At 34.7% G+C, this 18,146-nt stretch carries 22 protein-coding genes; 6 read left to right on the plus strand and 16 right to left on the minus strand.

What is annotated here, in order from left to right:
- Positions 1–35: 35 nt before the first annotated feature.
- The 4 genes from phoH to P3L40_RS12320 all read right to left on the minus strand — a co-directional run bounded on the left by phoH (position 36) and on the right by P3L40_RS12320 (position 3,841).
- Positions 36–821: a phosphate starvation-inducible protein PhoH gene (phoH, locus tag P3L40_RS12305; protein WP_094962486.1), complete on the minus strand. Its 786-nt coding sequence runs from the start codon at positions 819–821 to the stop codon at positions 36–38.
- A gap of 494 nt (positions 822–1,315) precedes the next feature.
- Positions 1,316–2,269: an endonuclease gene (locus P3L40_RS12310; protein WP_226616991.1), complete on the minus strand. Its 954-nt coding sequence runs from the start codon at positions 2,267–2,269 to the stop codon at positions 1,316–1,318.
- 298 nt (positions 2,270–2,567) lie between these two features.
- Positions 2,568–3,038, minus strand: coding sequence for a threonine/serine exporter (locus P3L40_RS12315; RefSeq protein WP_112307410.1), 471 nt, complete (start codon positions 3,036–3,038; stop codon positions 2,568–2,570).
- Positions 3,029–3,841 (minus strand): threonine/serine exporter ThrE family protein, encoded by an 813-nt coding sequence (locus P3L40_RS12320; protein ID WP_004263992.1) that lies wholly within the window; start codon positions 3,839–3,841, stop codon positions 3,029–3,031. Before P3L40_RS12320 ends, P3L40_RS12315 begins: the two co-directional genes overlap by 10 nt.
- Before the next feature lie 198 nt (positions 3,842–4,039).
- On the opposite strand from P3L40_RS12320, the gene P3L40_RS12325 reads away from it, so the two are divergent.
- Positions 4,040–4,681: a TetR/AcrR family transcriptional regulator gene (locus P3L40_RS12325; protein WP_094962483.1), complete on the plus strand. Its 642-nt coding sequence runs from the start codon at positions 4,040–4,042 to the stop codon at positions 4,679–4,681.
- Here the strand turns inward: P3L40_RS12325 and P3L40_RS12330 are convergent.
- Positions 4,678–5,079 (minus strand): hypothetical protein, encoded by a 402-nt coding sequence (locus P3L40_RS12330; protein ID WP_050763787.1) that lies wholly within the window; start codon positions 5,077–5,079, stop codon positions 4,678–4,680. The genes P3L40_RS12325 and P3L40_RS12330 overlap by 4 nt on opposite strands.
- Positions 5,080–5,322: 243 nt before the next feature.
- Between P3L40_RS12330 and P3L40_RS12335 the strand changes: the two genes are divergently transcribed.
- Entirely contained in the window at positions 5,323–5,616 is a 294-nt protein-coding gene (locus P3L40_RS12335; RefSeq protein WP_036958707.1) for a DUF5339 family protein, read from the plus strand.
- Between the two features lie 53 nt (positions 5,617–5,669).
- Here the strand turns inward: P3L40_RS12335 and P3L40_RS12340 are convergent, their stop codons facing one another.
- The 8 genes from P3L40_RS12340 to P3L40_RS12375 all read right to left on the minus strand — a co-directional run bounded on the left by P3L40_RS12340 (position 5,670) and on the right by P3L40_RS12375 (position 10,843).
- Entirely contained in the window at positions 5,670–6,107 is a 438-nt protein-coding gene (locus P3L40_RS12340) for a universal stress protein (RefSeq protein ID WP_004263984.1), read from the minus strand.
- 168 nt (positions 6,108–6,275) lie between these two features.
- The gene (locus P3L40_RS12345; RefSeq protein ID WP_004263981.1) at positions 6,276–6,611 is read right to left on the minus strand and encodes a hypothetical protein; all 336 of its coding nucleotides are present in this window, start codon (positions 6,609–6,611) and stop codon (positions 6,276–6,278) included.
- Between the two features lie 125 nt (positions 6,612–6,736).
- A complete protein-coding gene (locus P3L40_RS12350) occupies positions 6,737–7,165 on the minus strand; it encodes a universal stress protein (protein ID WP_004263978.1) in 429 nt (142 codons plus the stop codon).
- Positions 7,166–7,279: 114 nt separating this feature from the next.
- Positions 7,280–7,717, minus strand: a complete 438-nt coding sequence (locus tag P3L40_RS12355) for a hypothetical protein (protein WP_004263976.1) — start codon at positions 7,715–7,717, stop codon at positions 7,280–7,282.
- Positions 7,718–7,797: 80 nt separating this feature from the next.
- A complete protein-coding gene (locus tag P3L40_RS12360) occupies positions 7,798–8,727 on the minus strand; it encodes a Gfo/Idh/MocA family protein (protein WP_140170545.1) in 930 nt (309 codons plus the stop codon).
- A gap of 330 nt (positions 8,728–9,057) precedes the next feature.
- Positions 9,058–9,837 carry a YaeF family permuted papain-like enzyme gene (locus P3L40_RS12365; protein ID WP_136135188.1) on the minus strand — a complete coding sequence of 260 codons (780 nt, stop codon included), beginning with the start codon at positions 9,835–9,837 and terminating at the stop codon, positions 9,058–9,060.
- A 221-nt stretch (positions 9,838–10,058) separates the two neighbouring features.
- Positions 10,059–10,247: a stationary-phase-induced ribosome-associated protein gene (gene sra, locus P3L40_RS12370; protein ID WP_004263968.1), complete on the minus strand. Its 189-nt coding sequence runs from the start codon at positions 10,245–10,247 to the stop codon at positions 10,059–10,061.
- Between the two features lie 254 nt (positions 10,248–10,501).
- Positions 10,502–10,843 carry a hypothetical protein gene (locus P3L40_RS12375; RefSeq protein ID WP_175427121.1) on the minus strand — a complete coding sequence of 114 codons (342 nt, stop codon included), beginning with the start codon at positions 10,841–10,843 and terminating at the stop codon, positions 10,502–10,504.
- 356 nt (positions 10,844–11,199) lie between these two features.
- Between P3L40_RS12375 and P3L40_RS12380 the strand changes: the two genes are divergently transcribed.
- The 3 genes from P3L40_RS12380 (at position 11,200) to catA (ending at position 13,294) form a co-directional block, all read left to right on the plus strand.
- Entirely contained in the window at positions 11,200–11,895 is a 696-nt protein-coding gene (locus P3L40_RS12380; RefSeq protein WP_112307412.1) for an aspartate/glutamate racemase family protein, read from the plus strand.
- A gap of 324 nt (positions 11,896–12,219) precedes the next feature.
- Entirely contained in the window at positions 12,220–12,462 is a 243-nt protein-coding gene (locus P3L40_RS12385; protein WP_004263957.1) for a helix-turn-helix domain-containing protein, read from the plus strand.
- A 190-nt stretch (positions 12,463–12,652) separates the two neighbouring features.
- A complete protein-coding gene (catA, locus tag P3L40_RS12390) occupies positions 12,653–13,294 on the plus strand; it encodes a type A chloramphenicol O-acetyltransferase (RefSeq protein WP_136135187.1) in 642 nt (213 codons plus the stop codon).
- Between the two features lie 85 nt (positions 13,295–13,379).
- On the opposite strand, the gene P3L40_RS12395 is transcribed toward catA, so the two are convergent.
- The 3 genes from P3L40_RS12395 to P3L40_RS12405 all read right to left on the minus strand — a co-directional run bounded on the left by P3L40_RS12395 (position 13,380) and on the right by P3L40_RS12405 (position 15,883).
- Positions 13,380–13,520, minus strand: a complete 141-nt coding sequence (locus P3L40_RS12395) for a hypothetical protein (protein WP_004263953.1) — start codon at positions 13,518–13,520, stop codon at positions 13,380–13,382.
- Between the two features lie 228 nt (positions 13,521–13,748).
- Positions 13,749–14,672 (minus strand): nucleoside hydrolase, encoded by a 924-nt coding sequence (locus P3L40_RS12400; protein WP_004263951.1) that lies wholly within the window; start codon positions 14,670–14,672, stop codon positions 13,749–13,751.
- A 23-nt stretch (positions 14,673–14,695) separates the two neighbouring features.
- Positions 14,696–15,883, minus strand: coding sequence for a NupC/NupG family nucleoside CNT transporter (locus P3L40_RS12405; protein WP_240704992.1), 1,188 nt, complete (start codon positions 15,881–15,883; stop codon positions 14,696–14,698).
- A 1,233-nt stretch (positions 15,884–17,116) separates the two neighbouring features.
- On the opposite strand from P3L40_RS12405, the gene ttcA reads away from it, so the two are divergent.
- A complete protein-coding gene (gene ttcA / locus P3L40_RS12410; RefSeq protein WP_004263945.1) occupies positions 17,117–18,031 on the plus strand; it encodes a tRNA 2-thiocytidine(32) synthetase TtcA in 915 nt (304 codons plus the stop codon).
- Positions 18,032–18,146: the final 115 nt, after the last annotated feature.

The raw sequence follows: 18,146 nt of genomic DNA on the forward strand, positions 1-18,146 counted from the left end.
TAAATCGCGGGGCATATAGTTAATAGCAATGCTAATTAGTGGTTATAAGCCAATAATGCCTTATGGCATAATTGTGATCTCACACAATCCTCTATAGTAAAATTCACCATTGAAACCATTTCATCACTACTAAAACGTTGTAATGCATCAGCTAACCCTGAAGACACACCTTCTGGTAAATCACACTGGGTCACATCACCATTGACTATCACCGTCACATTTTCACCAAGCCGAGTTAAAAACATTTTCATTTGAGTGACTGTGACATTCTGAGCCTCATCTAATATCACGACGGCATTTTCAAATGTTCGGCCTCGCATATAAGCAAATGGGGCTATTTCCACTTTAGCAATTTCGGGACGCAAACAATATTGCAAAAAAGATGCGCCGAGCCTTTTCACCAAGACGTCATAGACTGGGCGAAAGTAAGGCGCAAACTTTTCTGACATATCCCCCGGTAAAAAACCGAGATCTTCCTCCGCTTGAAGAACGGGCCTTGTCACAATGATCTTATTGATATCTTTATGAATTAACGCATCAGCCGCAAGTGCAGTACTGATGTAAGTTTTACCACATCCCGCTTCACCATTCGCAAAAATTAATTGCTTATGTTTAATGGAATTAATATAGAGTTTTTGAGCTTCATTTCTGGGCAATATAGGGGATTCATCACGCCGTTCTTTTGCCATACCGATAGCTTCAATGCCAGTAAATTCAGCAAATGATGCGACGTTATTGATATCAAAACGACCTGAGCGATCTTTGCGTGATGAACGTTTCATTTCACGGCGTGCCTTTGTTGCAGCTTTCTGTCTACTCATAGTATTAACCCTTCCAGGTATCAGTGATGTCAATTCAAATGACGGACTATTCAAAACAGAGGCGAGCTCCCTTCAAGCTCAAAGTTAATATCAAATATCTATTATGTGGCTGTAACTCCATGCCATAACTCGGCTAATAAAAAAACCGGTTACCAATCTCACCATGGAAATCTCATGATGGAGTGGTAACCGGCTTTGTATTCTCGTGTACAAACACTTATTTCCCATTAGTTTCTCCTGTAACAGCGATACTTTTAAACTAATGAATCTATGTGACAGTAATATGACGAACTGCAATATTTTTTGTGCCTCAATGAGTCCATGTTTTTATTGCAGTTTTCACTGCTTTAAATATAGCGTCATTTTTTTTGATAAAGCAACATTTTTCTAACAAAATTTTGGGCGTTTATTAAATTTTTCGTTATCACACATAAAAACAAAAAAAGTAAAACCACAATAATCAGTTAGTTAACTATTGTGGTTTGAAAGGATAATTAGCGTATTTTACAATTTCCCGCTAACTCAAAACCTGCGGCTTTAGCCGATTGTTCGTCAGTGAAGATGACGGCATTTTTATCAGCGATGGTATTGAAGCTAGCGCAATGTGAAAAATGATATTTTTTAGAATTACGATTACCTTTAATTTCAACCGCATCTGATACAATAGATTTATCTTCTATTACTTGAGGCTGATTTAAGGGTGAGACTGGTGAAATATTAACTCCCTCTGCACTATTTTTATGATTTAAATTCCATTTTTTCTCCCCTGTCACAAATGGGTTATGATGCCCCATTACCTTAGCGATTCGATTATCTCGCTTGATTTCCCAAGAGGTTGGAGGATATTTATTATCCCAAGCCATCAATAACTGTTGTTGTTGACGTGACATAGACAAGTTATAGCGGTCATGCATATAAAAATATACTCGGGCTACCTGCCCTTTGGCTTCATCTCTTGGCTCAAAGACTTTTTGTTTAAAATCAACTCGGCTACGGCACATTCCGTATGGATACGGTGTATTAGTGGATAATTGCCCAAAACTAAAATTGCTTCTATCACCATTCACTTCACCAATAGAAGGCGCTAAATTATGCATATCTGCTTCCATTCGGCCAAAAATAGGGTCACTAGACACACAGTTTTTCCGCCCCCCTTTTTGCCAGCATTGCCTTTGATGACCAAACACCCATGCTGGAACAATATGCTCCCATTCAATACGCTCAGCTCGGTTCTGTTGTTTACGCACTTGGTAGCCACAAGAGGCTAAGTCAACCTTTCCCCCGCTTTTTCCTACCCATTCCCACTGGCAACCACAATATATTGTTCCCTCTCCTTGATGATTTTGATCTGCATAAACCTGCGTTTTACTTAGCACTTTAGCTTCTGTAAACGAATTTGGTGCGGAAAATGAAAAAGCAGAGAAAAGAAATAATAGAATCGAAAAAATGAATTGATAATATTTGGACAAGCTAAATTGTTTCAAAATAACACCACTAATAAGAATATATGCGAAGAATTAATATAAATGCATTAGTTTTTCCTCTAACACATTAATGCATAAGAAGAAATATCACATATTCTAATCAAATAGTAGCATAAATGATATCAGAGATGACCCAATTTTATGGCTCACCATCCATATCGGAATTTATGCAGCTTTAATAGGATATCTAAGTCTTATTAGTAAAAAGTAAAGTATGACTTACTCACATAACGAGAATGCCAGTAAGCCACGCCATTAAAAATTACACGCTTGGTCTTTTGCGATATAACCATAAACCAGGTAAAGAAATACCAATAGACAAGGCTCCAACAATGAAAGAGGCTTTTAAGAAATTAGTCACTAGAACTTCAACTAATTCAGGGTCATAGCCAAATTGCGATATTTTAACGACTGAAATCATTGCAATATAGGCACTAATACCTGGAAACATTGGGATCACGGCAGCAACAGTAAACACTTTAGGATGAGCTAACCACCAACGCGACCACTGAATACCGATAATACCGATTAAAATTGCAGCAAGAAAACTTGCCCACTCAATTTGCAATCCTAATGTCATCAGTATCATTCTAAAGCCATAGCCAATAGCACCCAATAAGGCACAATATTTCAATGCCCTTACAGGCACATTAAATACCATAGCAAACCCTGCAGCCGGTATAGCGGCTAATAGCATTTTCTCACATAAAGAGAATAGAAATTCTATGCCCATTCTTTTAAACCCCAGATTGTCATTGCTAACACAACCCCAATACAGGTAGCCAAAGTGAGAAGGCTCGCCATTGTCCAACGCGCTAATCCTGTATTAACATGCCCTTTAAACATATCAGCGACTGCATTAATTAATGGAAAGCCGGGAACTAAAAGCAATACACTGGCAGCCATCGAAATTGTTTCAGTCACAGCCAAATACGGTATTTTCAATAATAAACCTGAGACCGTGGTAGCAACAAAGGCAGTAATACAAAAATTAATTAACGGATTCATTTGATGGGAAGTTAACACTTGCCGCACATACATTGCACAACCGCTGGCTAAAAATGTAATTAACGCACTCTCCCATCCACCTCCATTCAACCTACTAAAACAAGCACAAGATAGTGCCACCATCAGCACCATTAACCATCGAGGATAACGCAACGGTTTAATTGATAATAATTTCTTTTTTAATTGTTTTCGGTCTAACAAATGATGTTCGACTAGGATGACTGCATGCTGAACTTCAGTAACAACATGCATATTTATACCGCGGTCAATAATGCGTCGTGTTGACGTTAAGCAGCGACCATCAATTATAGTGGTTAAAACTAATGAATTAGATGAAATAGCACTATCGACTTGGCTTGCTCCAAGTGCAATACCCAAACGGGTCGTCAATTGTTCAACGAGCATACTTTCAGCGCCATGTTGCAATAACAATAAACCACACTCAATACATAGCCGAGTTACCTCACGTTGCTGATTAACAGGATCATCTTGGTCTGTTTTTTGCTCATTTAATACATGCTCTGTCATCTTGCCCCCAACATTGTGACAACCATTCAGATATCTACCTAAACATGTTAATCTTTATAAATATCATAAAGACAAATATCAGCTTAAATGATGATCTCTTTCAGGTAAATCTGTGATTGAGGTAACGTGATTTAAACTATTTCGTAAAATTTGTTATGTTATTTTCTTATTGAAGACAAATTGTAGGATTAACCATTCATGAATAGCCCTCTAACAGCTAAAACCCCAAAAGGCCAACGTCGGCATCAGGCGTTGATCACTGCAGCAACTGAAATTTTTCTGCAGTATGGGTTTGAAGGCGCAACTCTGGATATGATTATTGAACGTGCTGGGGGCTCTCGCTCAACCTTATATAAAAATTTTGGTGATAAAGAAGGGTTATTTGCTGCGGTTATTGCATCAATGATTGATGATATTTTTCAAGAGCCCGACGAAAAAACACCACCACTGGATACGATTGAGTCCATACTTTCTTTTTATGGTTCTCGATTTTTATTGAATGTGCTTAAGCCTGAATCCATTGGGTTATACCGGTTAATTTTAGGTGAATACAACCGTTTCCCAGAAATAACTCACGCATTTTTTGAGCAAGGTCCAGTAAAAAGCTATCGTCTGTTGACACAAAAATTGGCTTTGCTTCCTGACGTTAAAGTGGATGAAAAAACATTGTTAAGCATTTCTTCACGCTACCTAGAAATGCTAAAAGCAGATGTGTTTATCACCACTTTCTGTATTGCTGATTTCAAGCCCAGCGATGAATTTATTCAACAGCAAATTGCTATGTCTGTCGATATCATCGCTAGTTATATCCGTAAAATCAGTAAAACCACAGCCGACTAAGCTAGAACTGATTGGGCTTGTTCTTTGGCTGCCATGGAATTATTTGCGATTAAAACTTGAGGGCCGTACAACGCAGACAGCATGGGTGCCATTCGTTCCATTTCTTCTTGATCTCGCCCGTCAGGTTGTAGGGTAACAACCAGAGCACGACAATGTTGCTCCATCGCTTCTTTTGCATCTTTTAACCAACGACGTATATATTTCATGCTTTCCATATCTTCTAAGGATGGTTTTTCTTTTTTAACCACCGGAGGATATATCAATACAAACTCATTTCTTCTTGCCAATAGCATATCCATTTCCTCTAACCATAAACGGGTTTCATCCATCGTTGAAGGAAATACATTCATCTCACAGATTGGCCAGCTTTCTGTTTTTATCATCTTTTTGTTCATCATAATCATCTCTTTTGTCATCATTACTCAAAGTGTACTCAAATGTACACTTTTACATTGAACACAGTCAAGAATGATTATCATTTGTGTTTTGCAAATTATGCTATTACCGCGAGTTACTAACAGTAATACTCTCAATATGCAGTAAAAATTTATCAATTAAAAACATTCACGTGTTCGAGTGATGCGTTTTTGAATATGGGATGTTATTCTGACGATATTATGAATTTTAAAAGCGAAAATATGATGAAAAAAACTCTTCCAATTGCATTTAGCCTTTTAATGGCTTTCACTGCATTTAATGCAAATGCAGGTGCTACCTGTGATACTTATTTCAAAGAAATGAACGACCTGGTTAAGCAAGCTGAAGAACAATATAAAGATGAAGCCAATGCAGGTGAACAAATTGCATTAATGAAGTCACAATTAGAGGAAGCGAAAAAAGCCCTTGCTAGCTACCCTGATGATGCACAAGAGCAAGCTTGTAGCCAAGCACTTAAAGCAATTGAGCAAGCCAAAGAAGCGGTTAAAACACCCTAGATTTGTTCGCTTTTAATAGACAAAAAATAGCCTGCTAAGCAGGCTATTTTATCTTATCGAACCACAAGAACTGAAATCTTAGCATAGGAAACAATCCCAGAGGCATTTGAACCTAATAAATGCGTTGAAATACTTGGATTGCGTGAGCCGATAACAATAAGATCAGCATCAATAGCTTCAGCTTCTGATAAAACTTTGTCTCTTGGTGAACCAAACTCAACCTTATAAGAGATTTTGTCTGACGGATAATCAATTTTTTCAATGATTTCTTTTAACTGTTCTTCTGAACGTTCAAGTGCTTTTTTAGCAAATGAGGACAATAAATCATAATGATAACTGTAGCTCATTGAAAATCTTGAAACATCCGGAACTGAGTGAAATAAGTGAATTTTCGCATCTGAAATTTTTGCTAAATAAATAGCATGTTTTAATGCATTATCTGTTAGTACATCTTCAGATATATCCACAGGAACCAAAATTGTTTTATACATATGATGCCCCTTATTAGTTATGTTTACATTTTTATTCAAGCTGTATTGTTGTGTATTTTTACAACTTGGTTATTAGGCGTAGCGGGTGAATATTGTCCTTTTAGTCTTCTAAGTATAGTCTTACTACACTAAAAAAAGCTGTGAAGCCCCTTACTATTACAACAAAAATTATTCTTCTAAATGCCATTTATGCAAAACGCGATGAATAAAAGGAGTTACGATTAATCCAATACTGATAATAAAAACGCTTTGTAAAAATAGACCATAAATAGCAATAAAGAAACGACCTCCTCGTGTAATAGGAGCCGGCTCAATAGCTTGTCCACTCAACATAGACAACGCATTAAGCATTGACTCAACAACTGAGTGACCTTCAATAAAATAAAAACCAACTATACCTGGTAATAAGCCAAGAAAAAAAATCAAAAGTGCGAGTAAATAAAAACGCAAAACTCTCAGAACAAAGTGTTCAACACGCAGTAATTCTTGCGAAAACTTTTCCATATTGACTCAAACTCACCTTGTTATAAGTAAGATCAATTAACTTGAGTACTAAAATTAATTAAATTGGCAATATAAATAATCAAATAACAAAGAACCCACCCGATAAGCAGGTTCTTCTCTAATTATTAACGTACAACCAGTACTGATGTTTCCGCGTAGCGCACTATTCCCGCGGCTGTTGACCCTAAAAGATGAGTTGTAATATTTGGACGACGAGAACCAATAACAATAATATCTGCATTAATGTCTTTTGCTGTATTAATCACTTCATCTCGCGGGGAACCAAACGTTATAGTATAACTAACATCATCATGAGGTAAATCAATTGAATCCATTAACATTTTCATGTCTTCTTCCGCTTTCACCGTCGCACGGTCTTTGATTTCCATGTAACCTAAGGCGTACGCATTAATAATTGCTGAAGAAATGGGTAAAACATGAATAAGATGAATTTTAGCACCGGATTGCTTTGCAAGATTAACCGCGTGACGGACTGCTTTACTGGTTAATTCATCTTCTGTTAAGTCGATAGGGACCAGAATCGTTTTATACATAACCCCTCCTAAAATAGTTAAAATGAAGTTCTACAACAAAATTATAAACAATTACTAATAAATGTCTCTTATCCACAAAGATAAATGAGATCTCTAACTACAAATAAAAACAAGCTATTCCCTTAGCCATGGCGTTACGGTTAAACCAACTAACATACCTTCAGGACTTAATAACCTTGTGACTGTTTGCCCCCAAGGTTCCATTCGGTTATTAACTAATAAGACATAACCTTCTTTAAGGCAAATTTTTGTAATTTTTTCAATGTCTGAAACCTCAAACTCCATCCAGCTTTGCGGAGTAGGTATGTTTTTAGGCCATTCACCTTGACCAAAACACGATTGAGCGGCTTGCTCTATAGGCCAAAGTGCAAAATGTTTGACACCTTCTAGCCCTTCTTGCTCACAAGTTAAATATTGGCTCCCTTCTTCAATTGGTTTTAAAGGTAGCTTTAACAACTCAAGATAAAAAGAGTGACTTTTTTTATAATCTGTAACTATTGGTCCAAATCCTGCAACAAACAATACATCAGAACTATCTTGTAAATGTATCATCTCGCGTTCCTATAAAGTAATGAGATACTAAAAATTTACTGCTTAATAAAATAGATAATGACTTTTAACATAGAAGATAATTAATCACTGATTGTATTCGCTGTAGATATCATCTTTTCAACCATTCTTTGAGCCTTCAAGCCCTCTTCGCCACTGACCAACGGTTGAGTTTGATTTGAAACAGAATCAATAAAATGGCGAATTGCACCATCAAAGCCGCGTTGAACTAAAATCGAATCCCAATTAGCCGGTTTTCTCTCGCTAATCCCAATGGCATTTTCGTTCCACCAATGGTTCATATTGGTTATTTGGTGAATACTGTCTTCAGCCACCACAATAAGTTGCTCTTGTTGGCTTCCTGCTTTGCGATGCATCGATGTTGTTAACCAACTTTGGCCAGCTTGCATATGGTGCTCTGCATAAAATAGCTCACCAGCATTTGTGTTATGAATACTACCACTGATTAATTCTACATTTTTTTGCGCTATCCACATTACAGTATCAACAACATGCAAATAATCATCTAATAACGTAAATCTAGCGTCATTCGGCCCTACGCTGTTCATACGGTGCTTATCCATACGAATAGACGTGATATTTTTAATATCCTGTTTAACTGCCAAATAAAATGGCGAGAAGCGGCGGTTAAACCCAACCATTAACATTTTCTGGCGTCGCGCTGCAAACTCAATTAATTGCTCGGATTGTTCAATTAATTCAGTCAATGGCTTATCAACATAGATATGGACGTTTGCCTCTAATAGCCGCTTGATTACTTCAAAATGGCTTTTCGTCGCACTATGAACAAAAATAGCATCACATTGCTGTGCTAGTGCGTCAATATTGCTAAACAGGGGGATTCGATAACTATCACAAACTAATTTTGCCTTTGATTGATTAGGAGAAAAAGCGCCAACTAACTCCCAATTTTCTTCTTTCGTTAAAACCGGTAAATACGCTTTTTGTGCAATAGAACCTAAGCCAACTACACCTAACTTTAATTTTCGCATCGTAAACACGCCTATTAATGATTAATCTGAGCAAGAATAATCTCATTAATATCAATTAAAAAATTTTTTTTTGGGTAATAACGTAATTTTAATTAGAAATAAATATACAACATTTTGTTTTTTATAAATAAAAAACAAAATCAAGTGAAGAATGAGAATGAGTAACTACATAAAAAAAAGGGTTGATTTCTTAAATGAGAATGGTTATCTTTTACCTCGTGAATACTTGAGTAAATCACTCAGGTTTATCACAAACGACATTGCTCACATTGCTTCCAGTTTAGCAGGCCAACTTTATATGTTGGCCTTTTTTTTGTTTAAAATTACACACTATTTTCTGCGTATTGCACTACTAAAGCTCCATGATTTCAAATGCCCAACATACGCTAGACGCTGGGTTGGCATGAAAGTTGGCACATCACCTGTACGCATATGTAATATATCCGCAGGTGTTATCCACGATGAGTTACCTTCAAATAAGGGAATACCTGCATATTTATAAGCATCGAGGACAAACTGTGAACAAAAGAAACCATTAGCTTGGTCTATATCATCGCCTAATTGAACTTTAGCTAAGGTTTTTAAGCAAAAATTACGTATCGTTTCACCAATTAATGGAAGCTCACATACCCTTTTTGTGATCATCCAAGGCGCTATCATCACAATACCTTTATAATTATATTTATTTCCATTATTTTGAACTGAAAACTCGCGTAATTTTTCTGCATGCAATGATGTTAAGCCTGTTTGCCTCAGCACTACCATGTTGTTAGAGTCTCTCACTGCTTGGTCTAATGTAATGATCCTAACGCCACTTCCAACAGACTCAGCTACTTCCCCCAAACCCAAGTAAATAGATGCGTGGCTTACCCCACTAATACTAAATAACCGAATTCCCCATGAATTTAACCCTGTAGCAGAAGATAAAAGAATATCGCCTGGCAACATGTCAGAAACCGCCAACGGCTCAACAGAATCCTTGATAGGAATCGTGTTTGCGTGTTGAATATTAAACTTTAAGCGATTAGTTTCTTCATCTGATTTGAATTGAGTTGAACACCCTGAAAGAGAAAAACAAAATAAAAATAGCAGGAAACAATAAAATTTCATTCAATAACACCCGATAGTCATCTTTCTTTTTAGTTTTTAATTAATGAGATAATATCGCTTAATCTATTTTATGACTACTGTTTATTTCTATAATAGAAGAGTTAGAATATTACTCATATGAGTGGTGCATATTGAAATGAGCTAACGTAATCTAATGAAAATTAGTTTTAACAACTTAAATTTAACCCTCTAGTAAACACTAGAGGGTTACATACATTCAATTAACTAATAACATATTCTGGGTAAAAAACGGTTACTGAATGATATGTCTTCTTTTCTGTCGCTTTATTCTTTTGTACTGCAACTGTAGTATTATCTTTAGAACCAAGCGAAACACGTATGTTTTTTTTAGAGCGACTTAATTTATAAGGCATACCTAATAAACGACGTGCATTATTATTACTAACCATTATCGACTCCTTAAACTACTAAATTAAAATTCATTAAAAAATGAACATCAAAAAATATAGTCATCGTTGACCACAAAGGCTTTTTGTTTCATAAAATGACAAAACAAAATGTAACTCTTTTAGTATAGCACTAAATCACCAATATATAATCCAGTTTTATTTATTAATTTCCATCAGTTATCATTTTGCTGGTTACAGCTCTTCATAAAACAATCAAATTATAGTGCGTTAAAAATATTAGCATACGTCGTTCCCTACTCTAGTGGTGAAGCAGGACTCGAGCATTTATCTTTCCAAATTTGGTTAACCTGTTCAGGCAATAATATTTCATGTCCTCCATCAATAAATGGAATTGAAATATCCATGCGACCTTCATCATTAGTATAAGCTTTAACAATAAAACGCTTAAATCCGTCAGGCTTATCATTTTTATATCGATAAACCTCCCCACAAACATAACCTACCTTACCATTATCTGCAGTGTAACGAGAAAAATGATATTCAATATTTCTAAACTTTGCTGCTTGTGGGTACGCTAGAACGTCATAAACATTCTTTTTCACTTGCTCAACTAAACTTAATTGAGTTGGTTTCATATATAGTGCTCCTAACAAAAATGCAGCACCAAAAATGAGTATCGCAATGATTACTTTGAAGAAATTCATTTTTATTCTCGCCATATATGACCAACTTTTTAGAAATAATATTTTTTACGATGATAACCAGATATCAATTAAAATCCATCTTTAAAACGTAAATGTTCTTATATTTATCCTTTTTTAATTTAAAATATGTTAAATATAAAAACCCTTCAAAAAGTAATGTTAAGTTGTGTTTAATATTACAACTGTTTTTTACTTTTAATCATCTAGAAAATTTTTCTCATACTATTGTGTTCTTTTAGAAACTATCAGTATAGTAAGGAAAACATTACAATAATAGGAACTAAAAAATGAAAACAATAGGCCTTATTGGCGGCATGAGTTGGGAATCAACGTTACTTTACTATCAACAGCTTAACGAAGGTATCAAACAACAACTAGGTGGCCTGCATTCGGCTAAAATTGTTTTATATAGCGTTGATTTTTCTGAAATAGAACAATATCAATCTAGCGGGCGATGGGATTTAGCCGGCCAGTGTTTAGCTGATGCAGGAGAGAGTTTAAAGCTTGCAGGTGCTGATTTCCTTGTTCTTTGCACAAATACCATGCATAAAGTTGCACCACAAATTGAATCTCAAACAGGTCTTCCTTTATTACATATTGCTGATGCGACGGGTGAACGCATTATACAATCAGGTATAAAAAAAATTGGACTCCTAGGTACCGCTTTTACTATGGAGCAACCCTTCTATAAGCAAAGATTAATTGAAAAATTTAACGTGGATGTACTAATACCTAACCAGCAAGATAGGAAAATAGTTCATGATATTATCTATAATGAACTATGTTTAGGGGTAATAAATGACAAATCTAAAAAAGAATATCAGCGTATAATGGCATCCCTTGTAGAAAACGGGGCTGAAGGTATTATTTTAGGCTGTACCGAGATAACATTACTAGTTAATCAGAATGATACGACCGTAGGAATATTTGATACTACTGCCATTCATGCTCAAAAAACAGTAGAAGTCGCACTATCTGTTTAACCAACATTAAATCCTTTCTTTAGTAACTATTGTTAAATATAGCCATTGTTAAAGAATAGTATCAAAATTAACATATTATCTAGTGCAAAATTTCATTTAATACTATTAAAAAGAATTTTGCACCCATTAAACTTCATATTTAGATCATAATGTATAATAATATCTTTCCCTGTTGTTAATTATACTTGAGCTAATCTTATAAATATCATTTATACTTATTCACCTTACTTCATCTATCTTAAATTTACAGATTATTACCCATTGAATATTAATTTTCATCTAAGATAATAAAAAAATTTATTATCGAATTGACAATGGATCACTATGAATAAAAATAATGTTGGTAATGCCGTGTTGGGCAAATTTATTAAACAAAAACGTATAGAGCATCAAATTACGACAAAAAAAATGGCAGAATTAATATCTATCTCTGAAAAGTCATACATAAAATATGAAGATGGGAGTCTTTCCATATTCATTGAACATCTTATGGTAATATCTAACACATTGAATGTAGATGTTAAAACATTATTTGATACCTACGTCAACGCACAACCATGTACATAAGTATATTTCACTATCGTGCAAATTATGTTTTACATTGAAAGAGTAAGGTATAGGCCTCGACAAGCAAAAATAAGCTAGATAACATACAAACATAACTTCAACACGAGATAAGAAATCACTATGAGCCAATCAAAAGCGGAGAAACCTCCCTTCTAATAACAGTAACATTAACTTATTAGAAGGGAAAATTATGAATTATACTAAATTTAATATAGAGACATGGTTACGTAGAGAACATTACAATATTTACGAAAAAACCATAAATTGTGGGTTTAGTTTAACAACTAAGATAGATATCACAAACCTAAAAAAATATATAAATTCAAATGGTTATGAATTTCATCCATCAGTGATTTATTTATTATCACGGGTAGTTAATACCTATAAAGAATTTAGGTTTGCAAAAAAAAATGATGAACTAATTTTATGGGATGAAGTGCACCCTAGTTTTACTATCTTCCACAAAGATACCGAAACTTTTTCTTCATTATGGTGCAAGTATTCTTCAGAAATAACAACATTTATGGAGAACTACCACCAGCAATTAACGTTGCATAAAGATAATCTCGATTTGCACCCTCAACCACAGCAAGTTGAAAATGTCTTCTATGTGTCATCTTTGCCTTGGGTTTCATTCGACAGTTTTAATCTAAATATTGCAGATATTACTAATGTTTTTACCCCGATTTTCACTATGGGAAAATACTATAGTGAGAATAATAAAATGTGGCTTCCTCTAGCTGTACAAGTGCATCATGCAGTTTGTGATGGCTTCCATGTAGGTCAGTTTTTAACTACTTTACAAAAGCTATGTGACGAATTAACCCATTAGCCTAGATTACTCTCAGTCATGAAGGAAGCTAGCCTTCCTTCATTTATAGGAAATTAACCTCGTTAAATGGATACTCTCATCATCTTTAATTCAAAAATAATAAGCTTATGTAAATGGCATCCCCAATAGCGTCACTTTGAATAAGATATTCCGTTGGAGTAATCACCATTTTAATGGTGTTGGCGAGTAAAGAAAAAATCAATTCAATAGGATCAGTTGCAGGCATGTTTCCTCCATATTTTTCTATACATTAAGTTCTCATTGGCGCTTATACAATAAGATAAAGGCTATAGCGAAGACACTATCCCCTAACAGATTTTCATCTTTTGATAAATCTCACTGATTAAAATTTAAGCATAGAATAATCATAACTTAAAAAACTGGGTCATTACCTATGGTAAGCTCCATTATATTAAATAATTATCAACCGAGGCTCTAGTTGGTACTCTTTACCTCAAAGATTTATAATACGTTCTGTAATTAAAGATATTAATTTCGATGTATCAACGTCAGTAATAATTTTGCATTTAGCTTCATTATACTTAGCTTTTGGGTCATGATTAATGGAGGTAGATGTGTAAGCAAAACTATGACCGAATAATTTATTAGACTCATATTCGATAGTAATTGAACCGTCAATACCTGAAAAAATTTCAGGTTTAATGAGGTATGCAATAACGCAGGGATCATGGAGAAATGGGTCAAACTCTGCATATCTTCGACACATTTCTGCAACAGTCTGAGCGATAAGGCCACCTTTTTCCAAAGGACTACACAAACCAGCCCTTATATCAGCCTTACTTGTTACATCCAAACCAAGCATAGTAATATGGCGTGCACTATCAAAAACGATATGAGCAGCATGAGGATCCACATAAAAATTAAACTCAGCAGCTGGCGTTATATTCCCCTGTGTAAATGCAGCTCCGCCCATGACTACAATGTCTTTTACATTATCAACTAATTTTGGTTCTTTGATGATAGCGACTGCGATATTAGTAAGAGATGCTATTGTGCATAATGTTATTTCACCTGGATTTGACATTACCGTATCAATAATAAAATCTACGGCGTGACCAGAATAATTTGGATAATCTGATGCGGGAAGCAATACTCCAGCTAGACCATCAGTACCATGAACATGAGTTTTACTCCCACTTTTGGACATTAGTGGACGCTCACAACCTTTCGCTAGAGGAATATCCTGCCTATTTGCTAACGCAAGTAATTGTCGTGCATTATTGTGAACCTTTTCTAATTCTACATTACCTGCAACTGTGGTTATGCCTATTAATTCTATTTCTGGAGAAGCTAAGGCTAAAAAAATAGCCACAGCATCATCTACACCAGGGTCACAATCAATTATTATTTTGTTCATTCTATTACTCCTTGATTTATATGTTATACAAAAATACCAACAATAGTCGCTGATAAACAACTGACTAAAGTTGAGCCAACAATCAATCTAAAACTATTTGATGCAATCATTTTTCCATGTTCTCGGCTTATACTTGTAACGCAACCGATAATCATTCCGATAGAGCCAAAATTTGCAAATGATATTAAAAATACGGACATAATTGCATCCGTTCGTGGTGTAATGCTTGTTAATTTCATATAGTCAATCATAGCAACAAACTCATTCGATAAAATTTTAGTCGCAATAATTGTTCCAAAAGTAACACTTTCATCCCATGAACTACCCAAAATGAAAGCTAAAGGTGAAAAAATATAACCAAGAATTCCTTGAAAACTAATTCCTAAAATATTTAAAAAAACATCATTCAGCATACTAATTAAGGCGACAAAACCGATAATTATGGGAACAATTGCAAGAATAAGCTTAAAGGCATCCTGCATGTGATCTGTCAACACCTCAAAAAATGAACCCCTTTCACCTTTATTTGCCCCCAAAGGACAAGTTGTGATATTTGTGGGTTCATTTGGATTAATAATAGAAACAATAATAAAAGTACTAAAAAAATTGAGACTAACACCAATAAAAACATAGCGTGGCTCTATCATTTGTGTATATGCGCCTAGCAATGCAATATCTACTGTTGAGATAGTACATGCAGCAATAGTATACATCTGTGCTTTAGATAGCCTTGGAATGTAATCTTTAATTGATACATAAGCAGGCATCATTCCCACTATCACAGCACTAATAGCGGCGAAAGACTCTAATTTTCCAACTTTAGATATTTTGTTAATTAGAAATCCTATAGTATTAATAATTAAATCTAGCGCACCGATATATTTAAATATTCCAATTATAGAGCAAATAAAAATCAAAGGTAAAAGAGCTACAACAACAAAAACCATAGAAGTTTTACTGCTTATATCTCCAAAAACAAAATCAATCCCCTTATTAGCATAATTAATTATATAATGAATACCTGATGCTATACCGTCAAGAGTAGCAAGCCCAATGGTAGTATTTAGCATGGTAGACGCGACAATAATCTCCATTGTTAACAATGTTAGTATCGATGGAAGTTTATGCTTTATGTTTTTTTTACTAAAACTAAGCAAATATGCTATAAGAAAAACAAAAATTAGACTAAAAAAGAATATAAGGTATTTCATAAATATCACCATGTTAATAGATTTTAATTATGATTAGTTAATTTAATGTCTCCTTAACCCACTAATTAAAAGCAAAAAAAATAATTTTTAATTTCAATATATATGACCTTGCTTAAAAGGTACGATTTTAAGCATTTACATTCAATTTATAATTATATTTATAGTTCAAGCGCCAAACACCCAGGAACATAATAATTCAAATAAACTCTCTTAGTTTGTATTTTTAAACATATAATTCTTAAAATGTGAATCATGTCGCACTTGTAAGCTATACTTTAAATAAAGCTTTTTCTTTTCACAAATAACTCAGAGCGTTAGTTACCTTATAATTTTTTTCAATATCTTATTGTTATTAAGAGTTAATTTCGAATGGTCCTGCAATTATACATTCACTCTATCTCGCTCTCTTTACCACTGCACTGGAAAACTGGCTAAGTTTAAATAGATGAATATATTCTATCTAAATATTATAAATATAGGCTTTATAATGCCCATATAATTCTTACCGTGATTAACAATTTATTAAGTTACTAAAATTTCTAGTGACTACTAAAAATATAAAATAGCTAGTGGGATAAATATTTATTACTTATTTACCCTGCTTATACTAAATAAGAATAAGAAAGACTCAATACAGCTATATTATTTTAGCTCAAAAATAGATACTTTAGCCCCCAAAAAATGGAAAGTAATAATTGAAAAATTTATTGGTTCTGTATCTAGGCATAAAAACAATAGTATTGTTAACTCACATCTGAATAAGGCAGCTATAATTAGATTTTCTGACCTAAAATTTGCAGATGTCATGATGAAAAAGCTCAAATACTCAAGGGGCATTAGGTTTCATGCACGAAAATTTATATTGCAGTAAATACGTTAAAACACTCAATATTATTAATGAAGAAACACACGAATGCTTAGCGCATTTTGGTTGATACATCATTGCAGGCTAAAATATCATCAGAGCACTTGAAAGTTTAAATCAGCTTCCACCGGAGGCATATCGTCAACAGTTAGAAAACTCTAAGTTTGTGTGTCTCTATTAAAGTAGGATGGACACCAATTTTCACCTATTTTATCGAACTGGTATCACTCTTCCCTCATGTTCTGCTATCATGAGCCTCTTTTTATAACTCTCGCTGATTAGGCTTTAAGCATAAAACAATAATAATTTAAAAACCAAATGTACAATTATCCATCAGCAACATAAACCCCAGTAGCAGAACCTATAGAATGACGACCAATAAAGAACAGTACAACTTAAATAAGTTGCAAAAAAGAATTCGCCGCGATGTTGGCCAAGCAATCGCTGACTTTAATATGATTGAAGACGGTGACCGGATAATGGTTTGCTTATCTGGAGGTAAAGATAGTTACACACTACTTTCCATCCTGCAAAGCTTGCAAAAAAGTGCCCCAATCCAGTTCTCATTAATTGCGGTTAATTTAGATCAAAAGCAACCCGGGTTCCCTGAGCATATCTTACCTGCATACCTTGATAAACTTGGTGTAGAGTACAAAATTGTTGAAGAAAATACCTATGGGATCGTAAAAGAAAAAATTCCTGAAGGGAAAACAACTTGCTCATTGTGCTCTCGTTTACGACGTGGAATTCTGTATCGTACAGCAACTGAATTAGGTGCAACTAAAATTGCACTTGGTCACCACCGTGATGATATTTTACAGACCATGTTCCTAAATATGTTTTATGGCGGTAAGTTAAAAGGCATGCCTCCTAAATTAATGAGCGATGACGGAAAACACATTGTTATCCGCCCACTCGCTTACTGCCGAGAAAAAGATATTGAGCGCTTTGCGCAGGCTAAAGATTTTCCAATTATTCCATGTAACCTATGTGGTTCTCAACCAAACCTGCAACGTCAAGTTATTAAAGAGATGCTACGTGATTGGGATAAGCGCTATCCCGGCCGTATCGAAACAATGTTCCGTGCTACTCAAAATATTGTACCGTCTCATTTATGTGATACCGAATTATTTGACTTCAAAAATATTTCTCATGGAGATGAAGTTATCAATGGCGGAGATCTTGCGTTTGACAAAGAGGAGCTACCGCTTCAACCTTTTATAGATGAAGATGATAAGCCCGACTTTACAGCAGAACGCCTTGATATTATTGAAGTTAAATAAACATTTATTGATAACCTCCTCGTATGGAGGTTATTTTTGCTCGGATTAGATGCAAAAAAAAGCCGATGTAAAATACATCGGCATTACAGTGGTCAATTATTCTGTATAAGAACTC

Source organism: Providencia sp. PROV040 (genome assembly GCF_032706145.1).
GTDB lineage: Bacteria > Pseudomonadota > Gammaproteobacteria > Enterobacterales > Enterobacteriaceae > Providencia > Providencia hangzhouensis.

Excerpts from the sequence above, each read along its gene's own strand:
- phoH (WP_094962486.1), bottom strand. The coding sequence starts at position 821 with ATGAGTAGACAGAAAGCTGCAACAAAGGCACGCCGTGAAATGAAACGT.
- P3L40_RS12315 (WP_112307410.1), bottom strand. The coding sequence starts at position 3,038 with ATGGGCATAGAATTTCTATTCTCTTTATGTGAGAAAATGCTATTAGCC.
- P3L40_RS12320 (WP_004263992.1), bottom strand. The coding sequence starts at position 3,841 with ATGACAGAGCATGTATTAAATGAGCAAAAAACAGACCAAGATGATCCT.
- P3L40_RS12325 (WP_094962483.1), top strand. The coding sequence starts at position 4,040 with ATGAATAGCCCTCTAACAGCTAAAACCCCAAAAGGCCAACGTCGGCAT.
- P3L40_RS12330 (WP_050763787.1), bottom strand. The coding sequence starts at position 5,079 with ATGATGAACAAAAAGATGATAAAAACAGAAAGCTGGCCAATCTGTGAG.
- P3L40_RS12335 (WP_036958707.1), top strand. The coding sequence starts at position 5,323 with ATGAAAAAAACTCTTCCAATTGCATTTAGCCTTTTAATGGCTTTCACT.
- P3L40_RS12340 (WP_004263984.1), bottom strand. The coding sequence starts at position 6,107 with ATGTATAAAACAATTTTGGTTCCTGTGGATATATCTGAAGATGTACTA.
- P3L40_RS12345 (WP_004263981.1), bottom strand. The coding sequence starts at position 6,611 with ATGGAAAAGTTTTCGCAAGAATTACTGCGTGTTGAACACTTTGTTCTG.
- P3L40_RS12350 (WP_004263978.1), bottom strand. The coding sequence starts at position 7,165 with ATGTATAAAACGATTCTGGTCCCTATCGACTTAACAGAAGATGAATTA.
- P3L40_RS12355 (WP_004263976.1), bottom strand. The coding sequence starts at position 7,717 with ATGATACATTTACAAGATAGTTCTGATGTATTGTTTGTTGCAGGATTT.
- P3L40_RS12360 (WP_140170545.1), bottom strand. The coding sequence starts at position 8,727 with ATGCGAAAATTAAAGTTAGGTGTAGTTGGCTTAGGTTCTATTGCACAA.
- P3L40_RS12365 (WP_136135188.1), bottom strand. The coding sequence starts at position 9,837 with ATGAAATTTTATTGTTTCCTGCTATTTTTATTTTGTTTTTCTCTTTCA.
- sra (WP_004263968.1), bottom strand. The coding sequence starts at position 10,247 with ATGGTTAGTAATAATAATGCACGTCGTTTATTAGGTATGCCTTATAAA.
- P3L40_RS12375 (WP_175427121.1), bottom strand. The coding sequence starts at position 10,843 with ATGAAACCAACTCAATTAAGTTTAGTTGAGCAAGTGAAAAAGAATGTT.
- P3L40_RS12380 (WP_112307412.1), top strand. The coding sequence starts at position 11,200 with ATGAAAACAATAGGCCTTATTGGCGGCATGAGTTGGGAATCAACGTTA.
- P3L40_RS12385 (WP_004263957.1), top strand. The coding sequence starts at position 12,220 with ATGAATAAAAATAATGTTGGTAATGCCGTGTTGGGCAAATTTATTAAA.
- catA (WP_136135187.1), top strand. The coding sequence starts at position 12,653 with ATGAATTATACTAAATTTAATATAGAGACATGGTTACGTAGAGAACAT.
- P3L40_RS12395 (WP_004263953.1), bottom strand. The coding sequence starts at position 13,520 with ATGCCTGCAACTGATCCTATTGAATTGATTTTTTCTTTACTCGCCAAC.
- P3L40_RS12400 (WP_004263951.1), bottom strand. The coding sequence starts at position 14,672 with ATGAACAAAATAATAATTGATTGTGACCCTGGTGTAGATGATGCTGTG.
- P3L40_RS12405 (WP_240704992.1), bottom strand. The coding sequence starts at position 15,883 with ATGAAATACCTTATATTCTTTTTTAGTCTAATTTTTGTTTTTCTTATA.
- ttcA (WP_004263945.1), top strand. The coding sequence starts at position 17,117 with ATGACGACCAATAAAGAACAGTACAACTTAAATAAGTTGCAAAAAAGA.